Annotated in this window: 13 protein-coding genes and 2 pseudogenes; 9 read left to right on the top strand and 6 right to left on the bottom strand. The window is 34.1% G+C overall.

What is annotated here, in order from left to right:
- Window positions 1-67: 67 nt before the first annotated feature.
- Window positions 68-1,561: a PIN-like domain-containing protein gene (locus EUC40_RS26655; protein WP_156577020.1), complete on the bottom strand. Its 1,494-nt coding sequence runs from the start codon at window positions 1,559-1,561 to the stop codon at window positions 68-70.
- A 262-nt stretch (window positions 1,562-1,823) separates the two neighbouring features.
- On the opposite strand from EUC40_RS26655, the gene EUC40_RS26650 reads away from it, so the two are divergent.
- From EUC40_RS26650 to EUC40_RS26640, 3 genes and pseudogenes are all read left to right on the top strand, one after another.
- Complete coding sequence (locus EUC40_RS26650) at window positions 1,824-2,459, top strand: DUF3967 domain-containing protein (RefSeq protein ID WP_062922904.1); 636 nt, start codon at window positions 1,824-1,826, stop codon at window positions 2,457-2,459.
- 246 nt (window positions 2,460-2,705) lie between these two features.
- Complete coding sequence (locus tag EUC40_RS26645) at window positions 2,706-3,452, top strand: hypothetical protein (protein ID WP_156577019.1); 747 nt, start codon at window positions 2,706-2,708, stop codon at window positions 3,450-3,452.
- 653 nt (window positions 3,453-4,105) lie between these two features.
- Window positions 4,106-4,729 (top strand): annotated as a pseudogene (locus tag EUC40_RS26640) (ABC transporter substrate-binding protein); the annotation flags it as partial.
- Here the strand turns inward: EUC40_RS26640 and EUC40_RS27095 are convergent.
- Window positions 4,724-4,828, bottom strand: a pseudogene (locus EUC40_RS27095) (hypothetical protein); the annotation flags it as partial. The pseudogenes EUC40_RS26640 and EUC40_RS27095 sit on opposite strands and share 6 nt — an antisense overlap.
- A gap of 113 nt (window positions 4,829-4,941) precedes the next feature.
- Window positions 4,942-5,181 (bottom strand): helix-turn-helix domain-containing protein, encoded by a 240-nt coding sequence (locus EUC40_RS26635; RefSeq protein ID WP_062922873.1) that lies wholly within the window; start codon window positions 5,179-5,181, stop codon window positions 4,942-4,944.
- Between the two features lie 281 nt (window positions 5,182-5,462).
- On the opposite strand from EUC40_RS26635, the gene EUC40_RS26630 reads away from it, so the two are divergent.
- The 5 genes from EUC40_RS26630 (at window position 5,463) to EUC40_RS26610 (ending at window position 12,339) form a co-directional block, all read left to right on the top strand.
- The gene (locus EUC40_RS26630) at window positions 5,463-6,758 is read left to right on the top strand and encodes an FtsK/SpoIIIE domain-containing protein (RefSeq protein WP_062922874.1); all 1,296 of its coding nucleotides are present in this window, start codon (window positions 5,463-5,465) and stop codon (window positions 6,756-6,758) included.
- Complete coding sequence (locus EUC40_RS26625; protein WP_326519962.1) at window positions 6,730-7,275, top strand: replication-relaxation family protein; 546 nt, start codon at window positions 6,730-6,732, stop codon at window positions 7,273-7,275. Before EUC40_RS26630 ends, EUC40_RS26625 begins: the two co-directional genes overlap by 29 nt.
- A 19-nt stretch (window positions 7,276-7,294) precedes the next feature.
- Window positions 7,295-7,783 (top strand): hypothetical protein, encoded by a 489-nt coding sequence (locus tag EUC40_RS26620; protein ID WP_062922875.1) that lies wholly within the window; start codon window positions 7,295-7,297, stop codon window positions 7,781-7,783.
- Window positions 7,784-8,590: 807 nt separating this feature from the next.
- On the top strand, window positions 8,591-10,237 hold the full coding sequence (gene ltrA / locus EUC40_RS26615; protein ID WP_001097732.1) for a group II intron reverse transcriptase/maturase: 1,647 nt from the start codon (window positions 8,591-8,593) through the stop codon (window positions 10,235-10,237).
- Window positions 10,238-10,950: 713 nt separating this feature from the next.
- Window positions 10,951-12,339, top strand: a complete 1,389-nt coding sequence (locus EUC40_RS26610; RefSeq protein ID WP_062922876.1) for a hypothetical protein — start codon at window positions 10,951-10,953, stop codon at window positions 12,337-12,339.
- A gap of 157 nt (window positions 12,340-12,496) precedes the next feature.
- On the opposite strand, the gene EUC40_RS26605 is transcribed toward EUC40_RS26610, so the two are convergent.
- The 3 genes from EUC40_RS26605 to EUC40_RS26595 all read right to left on the bottom strand — a co-directional run bounded on the left by EUC40_RS26605 (window position 12,497) and on the right by EUC40_RS26595 (window position 14,493).
- Window positions 12,497-12,976 carry a hypothetical protein gene (locus EUC40_RS26605; protein ID WP_062922877.1) on the bottom strand — a complete coding sequence of 160 codons (480 nt, stop codon included), beginning with the start codon at window positions 12,974-12,976 and terminating at the stop codon, window positions 12,497-12,499.
- Window positions 12,977-13,295: 319 nt separating this feature from the next.
- Window positions 13,296-13,670 carry a DUF5388 domain-containing protein gene (locus EUC40_RS26600; RefSeq protein WP_062922878.1) on the bottom strand — a complete coding sequence of 125 codons (375 nt, stop codon included), beginning with the start codon at window positions 13,668-13,670 and terminating at the stop codon, window positions 13,296-13,298.
- 1 nt (window position 13,671) lies between these two features.
- A complete protein-coding gene (locus EUC40_RS26595) occupies window positions 13,672-14,493 on the bottom strand; it encodes a ParA family protein (protein WP_062922879.1) in 822 nt (273 codons plus the stop codon).
- A gap of 1,652 nt (window positions 14,494-16,145) precedes the next feature.
- Between EUC40_RS26595 and EUC40_RS26590 the strand changes: the two genes are divergently transcribed.
- Window positions 16,146-17,054 carry a hypothetical protein gene (locus EUC40_RS26590; RefSeq protein ID WP_062922880.1) on the top strand — a complete coding sequence of 303 codons (909 nt, stop codon included), beginning with the start codon at window positions 16,146-16,148 and terminating at the stop codon, window positions 17,052-17,054.
- The last annotated feature ends 205 nt before the right edge of the window (window positions 17,055-17,259 follow it).

The raw sequence follows: 17,259 nt of genomic DNA, 5'->3' as shown, positions 1-17,259 counted from the left end.
TTTAATGAGATCTTTTAATGATTTATTGGGATTTTCACCCGTATAATTTAGTTGTTATTTTTAAGTATTATCGGGAGTGATTTATTTCACAACTCTTGCAATAGCTCCCTGAAAGTGTACCATGCTTTAATAAAAATCCACAATCAGGGCATACATCATAATTACCACTGCAACGTTCACATATTGGTTCATTGTACATTTTTGTATGATATGAAGCATTTGGGTTTCCGCAATCCTTGCATCGTTCTTCTTCCGGTACATCTCTTTCTTCATTAAGATCAAATGCATAGTCTAAGATTTCGAACCCTCCAATTTCAGTAGTCAGTGTGTCCCAATCTAAAATATCTTCCTCTGCTTTAGAATTAGTTTCAAATTCAAAGGTAATAGAACCTGAAAAGGTAATATCGGCATAAGATTCACATGAATAATTTTTAGAATACTCTTCAGTAATTGAAATGACAACTTGGGATTCAAAAGAACCTTCCATCACAACTACATTCTGTGAAATGCTAACTGAATTAACCTTTAAATCGGGTTGATATACTTCATATAATTCAATATAAAATGGTACATTGTTAAAGTAATTTAGAATTATATCATTTTGTACTAGATAATCCATTAATCCATCTCTATCTAATAAACGTTCCCAATCTACATGATCAATGAATTGCATCCCATATGCTGTAGCATTCATCTCTAAATTTGTTTTGTAATCAACCATATTAATAAGCTTAGAAGCTTTGTCAATAAAATCATTAAAGTGCATAATGGCAAGTGGTTTCTTACAATGCTCTTTAAACTCTACGAATAACTCATCTCTAGGTCGTACAGGAATCTTATTTTTATCTAAAACCCACCAGTCTTTTTTAGTGTCAAGAGTGAGGAAAATTATTGGTTGTTGAAATAAATTCGCTTGTTCTAATATTTGTTTCCATAGAATTAAATCACCAAATTTTTTTTGACTATCTTTTTGATCATCCATATATCCTGGGGGTATTTTGTACTTATACCGCAATTCCCCTTCACTAAATACATTTAGTAACTTAGACATACCAAAAGGTCTACCAACACAATCAAAAGAAATTAGCTCATCTACAAATGTTTTCACGTTATCATCTATAAGCATCTGTCTATTTTTTTCTACTTCATGTTTAATTTCGTTTGCGTATTTTTCGGATGCCATTTTCATATTTTCTATTGCTTTATATGTATCTGCACTTAACTCTTTGACTTTTGGAAAACTAAACTTATTAAATCTTGTAAATTGTTTATAAAGACTATTCTCAGTGTCAGTTATAATTCGTTTAATCTCTGTAGTTACTGCTTTATATTTATTAAATGCTTCTGTAATCACAACTTCTCGATTTTGTGTATATTCCTCAATAACTTGTGAAGGAAGCCAAAGTTGATGCTTTGGAAATGAATTTAAAACGTTCAAAATATGTTCAGTCGTGTCTGGGGAGTACCGGTATAAATTTAAAATTACATTCGTGTCCATAACAATTAATGGATTTGATTCCCATATTTTTTGAAACTCGTTATTCGGATATATGTAGGTCATGTTTCTCCTTCTTCCTCAAATCAAAAGATTTCTTATAGATCTTATTGTATCAATTTAATTCTATGTTTGGTTATGTTCTCATGAAAAAGTTTAACCGTTTTAAGTATGGTAAAGTTAATAAAATTTTGCCATTAGTTATAGCGCTATGGATAGTCTAAAAACCGACAAAACATAGCAAAGACCGTGCGAGCTTCGTCGATGGATTTTAAGAGGTATTAGACCTTTGATATGGAATTTTCCTTATAGGAGGTGGCGTAGCGCTATGTCAGAAGCGGAGATAGTATATACCAGCAATGAGGTTTATAGTCGTTTAGGAGTAAGCGGCAGCACACTTAGAAAGTATTCGGATGTTCTTGAGCGTGAAGGTTATGATGTAAGAAAGAATAGTAGAGGGAGAAGAGAATATACAGAGTTTGATGTTGTACTTATTGAACAGTTAGTAGAGTTGAGTAAGCAGGATGGTATGACTTTAGAAAAAGCAGCGAAAATGATTGCAAAGCAGTTTGGAATCGCTGATAGGAAAGCGGTGTCCCAGGATACAGATCCCGTTCCTTATCAAATGCAATATCAATTCCAGCAACAATATAGCGCTATGATAGAAGAAATCAATAAGGTGCAGCAAGCAAATCTATTAGAAATGGAAAAGAGACTAGGGGATCGTATAGATCAAAAAAATAAATTAATCGAAGAGGATATTAAAGAGAGAAATAAATTAATAATGGAAGATATGAAGGATCGGAAGGAACGTGAAGAAAGGATAGAAAAGAGGTTGGAGCTAAGGGATGATAATCTTATGAAGATGGTCAGAGAGATTCAAGAAGCAAAACGTACTATTGTATCAGCCCAGGAAGAAATAGCGGCAGCAAAAAAGAAATCCTGGTGGAAGCTTTGGGAATGAGTACATTCATTAATGGGTGTACTCTTGGTATATAATTGTTTTGAACAGAAATTTATGTGTATAGTCATACTCGTTGAGATGCAAATGTAGATATAGCCCCCTTTTCCTTTATTTTATTATATAATACAAATAATTAAATATCTTTTTATATTAGATGATAGGGAAATGGAGATGGACGATTTGTAACTTCTATAATATTACCCAGAGACAAAAATACTTATAAGATAATTAGTGAGGGATAGAATTGTGACTGATAAACAAAAAAGCTTTAAAGGAACTGGTTATGGGGTTGATTTATTAGATGAATTAGATCGTAATACAAAATTTGCAAGGAATAAGTCAATTAAACATTTTTTGAAATATTTTTTAGCTATCATATTTATAGAATGTATACTTGCTTATTTACTTGAACTTAAATTTGGATATATATGGGGAGCTGTGGTGGTGATTTCTGCTCTTTTTATCTATTTTTTTGATACACGAAAATATTATGAAGAATTAGAGTCACTTTTGAATATTGTTAGCCATATCAGAGATTTAAAAGATTCTCCTAATGCTCGTGGAGAAATTAAGGTATTTATTAATAATTATAATATAAATATAGAAAGAGCGAAATTATTGCTCGACTTACTAAAGTCATTTTCACCAATTCCAATAATTGTATTTCTTTCGGGGTTATTGTTGAATACGGATTTAAAAAATTTCACTTTTCTATTTGATGATTTGAGCAGTATATCCTATTATAAAACAGCTTATTTAATTGCAATAATGGTTCTTTTTATCGTATATATGGCAAAGATTTTTAAAACATGGGATCGTTATAAGTTCTTGCAATTTAGAATGCTTCAATATCAAAATGCTTATGATGAATTGGAAGAAAAAGCAAAGGTGAAAAAAGAAGAGAAAGAAGAGAAAGAAAAGAAAGAAAAAAACGAAGAGAAAGAAGAGAAAGAAGAGAAAGAAAAGAAAGAAAAAAACGAAAAAAAAATGTAAGTTTAAAATAAAGTTTAATTAAAATTTCTTGCTAATTTACAATTAAATATTGATTTAACAAGTTTCAGGAATTTTAGAATAATCCTTTCATAAAAATTAATTTCACGTTACTCATAAGAGAATCCATTTTGAATAATATTTTTAAAATGGATTCTCTTATTTATCTTTAAACAGGGAAGAGTAATATTTTCAATCGAATTTTATTTCAAAGCTGCATATTGTAAAAAAACTTTCTACAAAGGGGAGGATTTACTTTATAGAGAGGGTAGACAAAGTAAAGTTTTTGAAGGATTCTAAGAGGTCATTAAAATATTAAATCAGATTTAATATTATTTCAAATCTATATGTGGCGAATTTTCCATGAATAGATACGGGACTATGTGTGTTTTGGATAAAAGTTTTTTCATTTAGTTATAATAATTTCACATACCAAACTGAATTAACATTTTAGTGATTGACACAATAATCTTTAGAATGCTACGTTTTTAGTGGTAAAGAAAAAGAGGTTTATTGTTTAGGTTAAATATCTATAAGGGTAAGAAATGTCGGAATGCATAGCAAGAGAGATAGAGTTATGTTTTGTTGTACAATAAAATTCAATATATAGATAAATTAATTATTTAAACCTCACATTTAGAGAGGAAGAAAGTAAGATGTTTAAAAAAGTAACACCGGTGATTTCTTCTGTTATAGGGGTTAGTCTTCTGTTGACTGCATGTAGTAGCCCAGATAACCCAGTGACGGCAAAAGGGAAGAGCGAAGCGAAACAATCTATTCATTTGCCCTATATAGCGGAGATCCCAACAATGGATGTAACAAAGGCAACTGATAGTGAATCAATGAATGTAATGCATAATGTGTTTGAAGGTCTGTATACACTAGGGGAAGATAACAAATTAATTCCCGGTATGGCAAAATCTTATGATGTGAGTGAAGATAAAAAAACGTACACATTTCACTTGAGAGAATCGAAATGGTCAAATGGAACGCCTGTTACAGCTGAAGACTTCGTGTTTGCTTGGGAAAGGGCTGTGAATCCTGATACAGCGGCAGAATACTCGTTTTTTTTCTTTGATATAAAGAATGCAAAGAAAATATATAACAAAGAGTTACCTGTAGATCAGTTGGGGGTAAAAGCAGTAGATAATAAAACATTAGAAGTACAATTAGAACAACCCGTTCCTTACTTTATAAATTTGACAATGTTTCCAACGTTTTTACCAATAAACGAGAAGTACTTTAAATCAAAAGGGAATCAATATGGTCTAGAGGTGGATATAATCTAATCCACGTTTAACACAAGATACACTGGCATAAAAGCTTCGTAAATCCACGCACAGAATGATTCGATTTGGACACATTGAATAGTCATACACCGTTATTTCCCCTAAATAACAGAACGTTAGTTCTCATTGCGAACGAATGTATGTTCTTTTATGAAGAGGTTTTTTCAAAAAAATAAAAATAGCCCCACTCATACAAGTGAAGGCTACATCCAAAATTCATCTTCATTTATGTTTTTACCTAACTTCTTTAATCCCCTTGCGATTTGGGATATAGTCGAAAATTTAGGTGTGTACTCTTTATCATTACATACTTTTGAAATCGTACCTCTGCTTAACTTAGCTGCCTTTTCTAATTCTCCTTGTGTGATCCCTTGTTTGTCTAGCCATTTACCAAATTTACTACGTTTTTTACCTAATCCAAACACCCCTATCACCTCAAACATAGCTTGCCCTTTTCGTCATTTTTTTAAACGCGAGAAAAAAACTGACATAAAGACCAAACAGTACAAAATACCTTTTACCATACCAAACAAATTACGATTATCACTTCCAATTTGATAGTCATTTAAAACTTCGTTTCACCTATTCCAAATAGAATTCGTTCACAGAATACTGCTTTAGACATTAAAAGATTAGTACTTTCAATGATTCATAACAGTTTTTATCTCTTCTAATCTCCAGGGACTATTCTTGCAGAATACATAAAGAAGGGTGGTGTGAGTTTGTGATATTTGAGTTAGTAAGTTCAGCTGCAGTTGGTGGTGTAGTCTTTCTATCAAAAATGCATCAAAAAGGAGCTACGAATGATGCCTCAAAAATTCAAAGAATCTGCGCGAACTGCGGATTAAAAGTAAAAGAAGGAAAAGAGACCAGGACAATACAGCTGCTTCGCAAAACGAAAAATGATTGGGTAGTTGAATATGCGTATAGGATCCCTCTTGGACTTAGCTTCTCCGATTTCGAACAAAAGATGCAATATTTAGAAGATGGATTAAATCATAAGAGCAAAGTTTATGATTTCAAACTACAAGACTTCAAATCTCTTCGACTGCGAAAAGATATCTTAAGACAAATACAAAACATCATAAACAAGAAAAAACTCGTTAGAAAGGAAATTGAGCTGTCTTACGATGGTTTGCTTAAAATACGAGTTTATGAGAAAGGAATTCCTGATTTTGTGAAGTTTGAAGAAGATATGATGAAGCAATGTAGAGGTTGGGAGGTCCCGATTGGTTATACAAGGGATGGACTTATAAAACATGACTTTGACCAGCTATCACATATGATCTCGGCTGGTATGACTGATATGGGGAAATCTAATGTATTAAAGCTCATCATTACATCTCTGGTACGCAACCAATCAGAAAATATGAAGCTATTCCTTATCGATTTGAAGGGTGGTCTCTCTTTCAACCGATACAAATTCCTAAAGCAAGTCGAATCAATTGCGAAGAATCCAGAGGAAGCCCAAGAGACTCTAAAGGAATTGCAAGATAAACTGAATGCTAGAAACGAATACTTACTAGAAAAAGGATACGAAGATATAAAAGAAGCTGGGGATCCAACTAGGTACTTTGTCATAGTAGATGAAGCAGCCGATATAGCGCCATATCAGGAATGCAGGGACATCATTGTAGATATAGGTCGTCGCGGCAGGGCAGCGGGATTCCGATTGGTATACGCGACACAGTACCCGACCAATGAAGCCTTACCATCACAACTAAGACAAAACATTGGCGCCCGTGTTTGCTTCAGGTTACAGACAGAAGCAGGGAGCCGTGCTGTACTTGATGAGGGTGGCGCAGAGAATCTTCCAAACATAAAGGGAAGGGCTATATACCAAACAAATGAGAAGAAGGTCCTACAGACTGTTTTTATCGATAATAAGCAGATTGATAACATCATAAAACCACATATCAACATAAGAGCGAGAAAGGAGCACGAAAATGCAAAAGTTAGTAATGAAGGAAGCGCGAACGGAAAGTATACTCTTGAGCTTGAAGAAACTCGGCTTTCTTAGTAGAAAGCAAATCCAGGTACTTCATGATCTTGGCGGTGACAGGAATGCTTCTCGTGTAATGAAGGGAATTGAAGAATATGTGTCTAGCTTTAGGGATGGAGAAAAGGTTTATTATCTCAACAAGGAGGGGCGCGAACGTATCGGAAGTAAGAAGATACTCAAGCGTTCGAATCAATTTCGTCACTACATCATGCGAAATGACATCTACATCGCTTATGAATGTCCAAAAACGTGGAAACAAGAAGTGAAAATGAACGTGAAAGGTATAGTTTCCATAATCGCAGATGCACTATTCACGGATAATGGCCGTTATTACATTGTAGAGGTGGATCATGAGCAAAAAATGAGTGCAAACCGTATCAAGATGCAGAAGTATAGAAAGTTAATGGAATGCAAAGTATTTGAGAAGCCACCTAAATTTATTTGGTACACGAAGACTGAATACCGAAGAAAGCAAATCCAGAAGCTTTGCGAGGGATTGGATTGCAATATATTTACGGTTACTGATTTCCATTAAAAACAGGGAGATGGTCCACATGGCAACGGAGACAATGAGCATCAAGGATTTTATGGATGGTAACTATGGAGCGAAGAAAAAGTGGAGCTTGTTCAAAAAGAAAGCAAAAAAATACGCACCTGTCGCAGTGCGCGTTTCATTAGTAATTGGTAGTGCTATTATATTCAGCAACATTATAGATATTCCTCATGTATTTGCTGATGGGAATAACCCAGATGTGAATGAAGTATTTAAAGATGTGCAGTCCAATGACGGGGCAGTAAAGAATTATATAGATGGTCAGTTATACAATCGTATTGTAAATGCATTTGAACCGGTTATCTTCTTGATTAAAGCAGTTTCATATCCAATAGCATCCGTTGTAGCGTTATGCGGTGGGCTGTTCATTATGGTAGGTAGCCAGGAACGGGGATTCTCGTTAATAAGTCGAGCAGGGATTGGCTATATAGTTGTTCAAATGATTCCGTTGTTTATGCGATTACTTGTTGAGATTGCAAAGGTTATATAATCCTACACTTGTAGGGCTTTTTTTGCAAGAATTTCTGGATGAAGTTGCTGCTGCGAAAGAGAAGCAGAAGCCGTGGTGGAAGTTCTGGTAAGAACAAGAAGAGGTACCGTCTTATATAAATAGAGTTGTAGAAAAAGAAAGAGTGGACTCCTTGTGAGAGTAGGGATCCACTTTTGTCGCTACCGATAACGAGAATTATGGTGCGACAAGAAGTCGCATTCCCACAGGGTAGCTTCTGCTACTAGATTAGATGCAAAGTCTATCTCCATCCGAAACTGCGGACTTGGTAACGGGCTCGTGGGTTGCATGAGGAAATGTGGAAACAGAGAGTCTGTACATGACTCGGAATACCGCTAGGAGAAGACAGGTACGGTGAACGAGAGTGAAGGCTCGTAAGCTTCGTAATCGTTAGCTTGGGATAATGTACAGCTCTACCCAGGTCTTGATAAGAGGAAAGGCATTCTCATAATACTGCCGCGTTGCATCCCGCAACTTATCCGGAGTAAAGAGTCCACCTAACCCTGTCGTATCTGTGGAATGTGAAACTTGGTAAGCCCTATGTCATCTGCGCAAGCAGTAGGATGACTGTAAAGTCAAACGATGTGGCAGAGGGTAAAGGATATAAGAGAAAGCAAAAGCCGCTAGCCGAAAGGAAACAGGAAAGCATAGAAATATGTATAACTGAGCGGATATTGTCGTCCTTACGGACAAACCCATGACAAGCCTGAAAGGGAGCCCACTTCTTATAGGTCTTCAACATGGAAATACATTTGTAAGTTATCTTCTGACGAATAGGAGCGTGCAGTTATGAACACCTCAGAACGAGCGTCGGCGCACGTCTCGTATACAAACTGGAAAGCAGTTCAGATGTATGTGACGAAGTTACGACAAAGAATTTACCGTGCCGAACAGTTACAGCAACAAAGAAAGGTAAGAAAACTTCAACGCTTACTCATGAGAAGCGAAGCAAACTTACTGTTATCAATTAGACGAGTAACACAGCAGAATAAAGGAAAGCGAACAGCAGGTGTTGATGAACATACAGCCTTGAGTCGCAGAGAAAGAAATCTTCTCTATGAGCAACTCAAAAAGTTAAATACGCTACAACACCGACCAAAACCAGCAAAACGTATATACATTGTGAAGAAAAACGGAAAATTGCGACCGTTGGGCATCCCAACTATAAAGGATAGGGTATATCAAAATATAGTGCGAAATGCCCTTGAACCACAGTGGGAAGCCAGATTTGAAGCTATTTCTTACGGGTTTCGTCCTAAGCGAAGTACCCATGATGCCATACGAAGCATTTTCAATAGAATCAACGGGGGCACAAAGAAGAAATGGATATTTGAAGGAGATTTTCAGGGCTGTTTTGATCATCTCAACCATGAGTGGATACTCAAACAAACTTCTTACTTCCCAGGAAGAAAACTATTGAAGCGATGGCTCAAGATGGGATACATGGAGCAAAGCTTTTTCGCGGAAACGCAAGAAGGTACTCCGCAAGGAGGAATTATCTCGCCACTTCTCGCTAACATTGCCCTTCATGGAATGGAAGAAACCTTGGGAATTACTTACAAGAAAAACTATAAAGCTAATGATAGTTATATTATGAATCCTGCTTGCAAATTTACCCTTATCCGTTACGCAGATGATTTTGTGGTCTTAACGGAGACAAAAGAACAAGCACTCTCTGTATATATGAGACTTCGTCCCTACTTAAAGGACAGGGGATTGGAATTAAGCCCTGAAAAGACGAAGGTTACACATATTGAGGAAGGATTTGAGTTCCTAGGATTCTTGATTCGGCAGTACCAAACTGAACAGGGGAATAAACTGTTCATCAAACCAAGTAAGGGCAGTAGACAGAAAGCGAAGAAGAAAATTGGAGATACTTTACGTGTCATGAGGGGTCAACCCATCGGAGAAATCATCCGAGTGCTTAATCCTATTATCAGAGGATACGGGCAATACTGGAAACATGTCGTTTCTAAGAAAATCTTTGGTACAATGGATAGCTATATCTATTGGAGAATCGGCAAACATCTTCGACAGCTCCATCCAAAGAAGTCGTGGAAATGGATATATGCAAGATATTACAGGCATCCACATCATGGTGGAAATGCTTGGACACCAACCTGCCCGAAAACAAATATCCAACTCTTACATATGTCATGGATTAAGATTGAGAGACACAACATGGTGAAATTCAAAAATAGTCCTGATGACCCAACATTGAAAGAATACTGGGAAAAAAGAGACCGTAAGGTATTTGATACGGAAAACACGATGGATAGAATGAAGCTGGCTAGAAAACAAGGTTACCGCTGCGCTATCTGCAAAACTCCACTACAAAACGGGGAAAAGGTAGTCGTAAAAGACATGCCTGTTCCGCAACACCTCATATTGTCTAATTTAAACTTAAAATTAGTTCACTTACCTTGCCTATACTAAAGGGACTGAAATCGGATAAAAAGAAGGCTTGAGCCGTATGATGGGAAACTGTCACGTACGGTTCTGAGGGGAGTTGGGGGCAGCGATGCCCCCCGCTTACCCGACTAAATAAGCCATCCATATGGACGGCTTATTGTATTTTTTGCTTAGCGTGGGTTTTTTCCGAAATGCTGGCGGCACTCCATACCTATCAAGCTTAGAAAAGCAAAGGTTCTGGTGCAAAAAGATGATAAATAAAAAAGAATCAAGGATTCCTAACGGAATTACCTGTTAAGCATTTAATCCAAACAGCTGGTTGATAATATTTCCACTTAAATATATTCTCCTTTTCCATACTGATCACACACCTTTTATAGAGTAGTATTATCAGTATGTCCAAGTTTGATAGAACATTTTCATATACTTCAAAGTTTTTGCACCAGAACCAGATATCCTATTACTTGCATGTGGTATTCAAATAAAAAAACTGATAGTAGGCCTATAACTTTGCTACCAGTCAAAAAGAGAACATTGTGTAGGTTGCTTAAACGATATCTAATCTTTGTTTTATTTCTTCCCTTTCTTGCGTTACTTCAGGATTAATTTTATGGAAAATAGCAGAGTCTTATTTTACTCCTGAATATGCTTTTGATAATTTGCATTTAAAACCACTTAATTATAAAATTTTAATATAAAGTTTGATTAATTATATATTTGTAAATGGAGTTGATAGTATGTTGAAGTTTATTTTTAATACATTTACTAAGATTAGTAAAAAAGTAAATAACATAGAAACCACCGTTAATGAAGATGAAATTTTCCAGAATGAAAATAAAAATTTGTGGTTCGAGGGAGAATTTATAAAAGGAAGAGCTAATAAAGAAGTTAGCATAAAAAAACGTATTCCTGCTATATCAGAAGATATCATTGAACATGGATATAGTACTGGAACATACTCTGTACCCGAAAGCGTAAATATAGAAGGAACGTATGATGGAGAATGGTTAGATAGTAAATTTCATGGTTCTGGAACATATGTTGGAAATCCTGTATATATAATAAATGGATTTAAGTCTAAACATAAAGAATATAAATTTATAGGCTATTTTAATGAAGGAAGAGCACATGGTTTTGGGAAATTATTCAGTAATAATCAATTAATTTATGAGGGAACATTTGATAAGGGATCGTTACATGGGAAAGGAAAAATTTATCACGATGAACTTATTGTTTATGAGGGAGAATTTGCTAACAATCTATTTAGTGGTAAAGGAACGGTATACAGTAGAGGACAAGTTCTTTTTCTTGGGAATTTTAATGAAAATACACCTGAGGGAGAGGGTACTTATTATGGGGAAAATAAAATTAGTGGCATTTTCAATGATGGATACGTCTATTTAAAAGAAGAAATATATAAAATAAATTTTCCTGAACCTATAGGACTTCTATCTGATCCTACAAATCTTAGACCAGGTAAAAACATTTATATGAACCTTAGTAAGATTCTTGTTTATAAGGGAGGATTAAAAAATAAACTCCGTCACGGAAAAGGAAAAGAATACGATGAAATAATAAACGGTGGTGGAAAAATAGTGAAATATGAAGGAGGATTTTATAAGAACCTTTACCATGGTCTTGGGAAAAACGATTACTTTGAAGGAGAATTTAATAAAGGGAAAAAGCACGGATTTGGTAAATTGTGCAAATATAAACCTGGTCAAGTAACTTATGAAGGTTTCTTTATTAATGATGTAAAACATGGTGAAGGATATCAATATATGGTATATCAAGATAATTATTTTGTAAGATATAGAGGGAGAATAACTGCCGTTTATAAAACTATATACGAAGAAGGAAAGTTAAAAGAAAAAAATTTGATAGCAGGAATAGGATGGATAAGTAAATACTTTGATGAAAAAGGATATGGATTCCTTAAATTTTTTGATGAAGAGAAATCTTATGGGGTAAGTGTTTTTTTTCACAAAAATGATATTATGGATAAAGAAATTCTTGAAGACCTCGGAGGAAATGTAATATTTAAAGTGAAACCGGGAAAAAAGGGGTACAAAGCTTTTAATATTAAGCAAGTAAAATCAGATAGCCAAGTATATAGTATGAAATAGTTATTAATCAACTATAAGGGGTAGTACCACATCACCATCAAGCCAAGAAATGCAAATACCTCAAAACGAAAAAATGAGCATTTTGTTACAAGTTAGTACAAAATTTCGTTCTGGGGGTACTATAAAATTTTAGCTTGATGGGCATGTAGCGGTACCCCTACTTATAATTATATTTGATGTAGTTTACTATCTTTTTATAGTCGTGTTCTTTAAAATCATTGTAAGCCGATATAATAGTTTCCCTTAGTTTTTCTTCATTAATGATATCCCCATTATAATCAATTAATTTTTTTCTGAAAACTCTCTTGAATATTGGAGAAAGGTTACGTCTACTTACTGAATTAAACACTTCAGGACATTGTAATACATGATTAAATAGTCTTTGTCTAATATCCTCATTCCCAGGCCCAATAATCAACAATACATCTAACCGATCTGGTCTATTTTCCAGTTCAAAAAGTATTATATACTTTGTACCATCCCAAGAACCGTCACCAACTTTTTCTATTAGATCAAATTCCTTCGGCGCAAATCTTAGCCTATTAATTTTCCCCATAAACTCCAGATTTAAATTATTATCTGATTTTATTAATTTTACTAAGGTATCAAATGCCATCATTCTAAATGAGTTATTCATTTAATTTGATTCCCCCTGTTTAATATGTAATTATTTACTGCCAGAAATTATATCATCTAGGGTACTTTGCTCACGACCATTTAATTTATTAGCGATACTTTTATATTTTGTCTTTCTGCTGTTGATAAGGAATTCTTTTTCTTTGTTGCAGGATTATCTTGAACAGGTGTCACAGTCACTAAGTATTTTTTATCCAAATTGACCACTCCTATTTAGTATTGTATCTCAAATTGTTAAAACTACTGTGCGTATCGTATATAGAGGGGAAAGTGGAAATATAGAAATATCCCTATTTCTAAATAGGGATATTTCTATATTTTTAAGACTCTGTTAAGAGCTTGAATTTCCTTTTCTGATCAGGTGTTAGCTCATTTTCTACATAACGATCTATAAGTAGGTCGATGATCTCATACGTGAATTTTGTGTTCGTAAGCTTCATTAATACTTCAAGTTCTTCTTTTGATTGATTAGAAATTTTAATACTACCTTGCTGATTTTTAAATTTCTTTTTCGGTTCAGTTTTTTCGTTTCTTTTTTCTTTTCGAGTTACTTGTTTTTCTTCTGTCTTAGGTTGAGAAGGAGCAACTGGTACTTCATTATTTTCAACTACAGTTTGTCCTTGCTCTGGTACATAGGGTTCAGTAGGTTCAAAGTTACTTTTCTTTCTACCTAACAAACCAGGAGTTCTCGCCATGTTACACACCAACCTTCATTTTTTCGAACATATCAATACGAGACAACAATTCATCACTAATCGTTTCGTATAGTTCAATTACATTCATATCATGTCTATCTTTTTCAGTAATACCATTCACATCAAACCGTTTAATACGTTCCATTTGAGGGACGATGTTTTTGAATAGGTTTTCTTCACCGAAAATTTCACGAGCGTTTTCCATGATATACTCGTCAACCTTACCGTTGTTTTTTAATAGGACAGGAAGAATACCAACTACTTCAATATCAAGGTCATATAGTTCTTTTAACTTGATAAGTTCATTTACGTAGTTTTCTGCACCAGTAAGAGAACGTTCTTGTGTTTGTAGAGCGATTAGAACATAATCAGAAGCTACAACGGCGTTCTTTGTAACTTCTAATGACATTGGAGGAACATCGATAAATATGTAATCATATTTATTTTTAATTTTTTCTAGTAATCCTCTAAAGTAATGATCTTCTTCAGCTTCAGAAGAGCAATTTTTATAAAGGAATTTTGCGAAGTCCTGAAAATCAACGTAAGAAGGAATTAAGTATAAGTTCTCCATAATCTCTACTTCTAAGCCGTCTAAACTTCCCTCTTGTATTCCCTTCATTAATGTTTTTTCTACTGTAACGATGTCATCAGGATTAAGGATGGATTTTGTTAGCATCAGAGATTTTGTTGCGTTACTTTGTGGATCAAGGTCAACAAGTAATGTGCGCTTGCCTTTTTTAGCAAATTCATAAGAGTTCAATACAGCATTTGTGGTTTTACCGACTCCACCTTTGTAATTACCTACCGTAATTGTAATAGCCATTTTTAAACACTCCAGTTATAGTTTTTGAAATTTCCCTATATCCCTTTATAGAAATAGGGAAAAATAGAAATAGGGAAATAGGGATATTTCTAACTATAGAAATAGGGATATTTCTATATCTTTAAAGAAATTATAACAATGATATTTGGGTTATGCAATAGAATCATAGAGTTAGAAATTAATAACAAAAACGTTGGTATCAAAAGATTCATTTGATATATGAAGTAGAGAGAGTTAATTAATAAATATGAAATTTCGTAGAGGAGTTAGTAGATGCAAAAATAATAAAAATAGGGAAATATAGATATAGGGAAAAGGAGAAATATCCCTATATCTATAAGTGGAAATAGGGAAATAGGGAAATAGGGATATTATTCGTAAAGTGTACAAATTCGTTGTTTACAAAGGGTAATGCTTGTTGTAACGTAGTACACAACAAGCAACATTCTACAAAACAAAACATATTTTGATACTTTACATAAATGAAGATCGAACGAGCAAAAAATATAAACAATTGAATATGAACACAAAACAAAAAGCCACTCCAATTCCTATCGGCTACCAACCTTTAGCGGAGTGACTCAGCTCTAGTAATTGCTACCAACACTTACTAGAATGAACTGTATTAACCCACAGTGTTAACGTTTAAGTAGTGCACCAACACTAACCTTAAACAACTATGCCTTTTCACGAGGCTTCTTTGATATACCCATTTTATCTATTGTTTGGATAAATATCAACTAGTAAATGCTAGTTTTGATTATTTTGTAGTCCAAAAGATATATAACGGGCATCTCTAATCCTAGAAGTCTTGTGATGTACAGGCTATTTAGGAAGTGGAGATGCCTTTTTGTTTTTTGTTCGCGTGGAATTGCCTGATACCACGTTAATAAAAACTGATAAGCCGTAATTCCGTGCTGCATACATTTAGCGGGAACGTGTTACGGCGTGGCTAGCTGTTGGTCGTGCAGGGGGTACAGAGTATACGCCTACAAAAACAGTACCCCTCATCGGAATCCTGTTCTTCTGGTGAGGGAGGGCGAGAACTTGCCCAGGGACGATTCTCTAAAAGGTTCGGGTGGTTATCGTTAGCATCACGGTGCTAGGGAGTACATTCAGTTTGTCGTGTAGGGACGATATTACAAGGACAAGCCATAGAAAAAGGATGTATGCGGTGAAGATCGCTGAGTGAACAGGGTCTATACATACGGATACCTTATAAGTGACCGCATGGCGAAAACAAAGACGCTTATCCATCTACTTTGACTGATTACATTTTTTGTAATTTTTCAAAGTAGGGGATAAATCTGCCTACCAGCCGTATTCCTTAATCGTTCCCACATGATAAAAACCTTCAAAACCTTCAGTCAAGTTTAATTACGAATAAAAGATGGAAAATATGAGATTGTATAAGTCTTGGGAGAACTACTTATTAAGATAGAGGAATAAATAAGAGAATTATAACTTACTTGGCTAGAGGATAAGGGGACGGATGGTAGAATAGGTCTTGTTGCAGAATTTGGTTTTATATAACTGATATAGTACGTGAAATTTAAGGAAAGTAGATTATAAAATTAATGCTTGTACATAATAAGTTATTTAAATGCTGTGTTATTATGGGTGTAATCTATAACTATAAAAAGAGGTGCGAAATGTCTGGCGATTTAAAAGGCAATATAAATCAGAATAATAATAATAAAAGATTTGATGTTAGCTGGTTATTTTTAATTTTTGCTATAGTATCTCCTTTTGTGGGATTATTGTTAATAAAAGGATTTTCCTTTAAGTTTGATGATTTAGGTACTTATGGGGACTTTCTTGGAGGTTCAACTATTCCATTCTTGACAATTTTTACGATGTTCTTTATTTATAGAACTTACAAACTTCAACATGAACAACTTAAAACACAACAAAGTGAGTTGTCTTTACTTCAAAAAGAAATGGAAAGTACAAAGGAAACATTACAAGAACAAAGTAAAACTGCTAGGATGCAAAGATTTGAAAACTCGTTCTTTATTCAAATTAATGAGTTAAGAAAATCTAAAGTAGAAGCGGTAGAATATTTAAAAACTAATTTTAGTGAGACTTACACATTTAATGAATGGATGGAATATATTAGAACTAATATTGATAATGCAATGTCTAAGCATATCGAAGATTCATTTAAAAGTCTTCCCAGCGAAAATGAAAAGGAAGACTATTTTAGTACATATGGAAATTTATTGACGAATGCCTATGATAATAGTGGATTATTTGATAATAAAGGGAGTTTTTCTTTTTTCAGTAGTGTTAATCGTAGCATGCGACTTATTTATGAATATAGAAATATCATGGATGATTGGGAATTAGAATTTTATTTAGATTATTTATATGATGAGATTGGGACTGAGGCTATAAATATTATATTGTATGACATATGTATTAATAAGCACATGGTTCCATATGCTAAAGTTTTAGAATTCGATAAATTTGCTGACAAAATTTATTTAGGAGCACGGAGACATGATTTTTATTTTATTAAATATGTATTGTATGAAAATAATGATTTAAAAATTATATAAATTATTCAATTAATAGTTATGTAAAAAAACCTTACCATTTCCATAGAATGTTAAGGTTTTTTTAATGAACAAAAGAAAAGACACCCTAAGGTGTCTTCCTCCGACTTGAACCACTTTAATTTTAATAATATGTATTGGACTTCCATCCAAATATTATTTTACCATGTTAAGTTAGTTCACACATTGAGAAATGTTGTTCAAATCT

Source organism: Bacillus luti, from assembly GCF_009739945.1.
GTDB lineage: Bacteria > Bacillota > Bacilli > Bacillales > Bacillaceae_G > Bacillus_A > Bacillus_A luti.
Note: the sequence above shows the minus strand (reverse complement) of the source record. Positions and strands in the feature narration are given on the sequence as shown.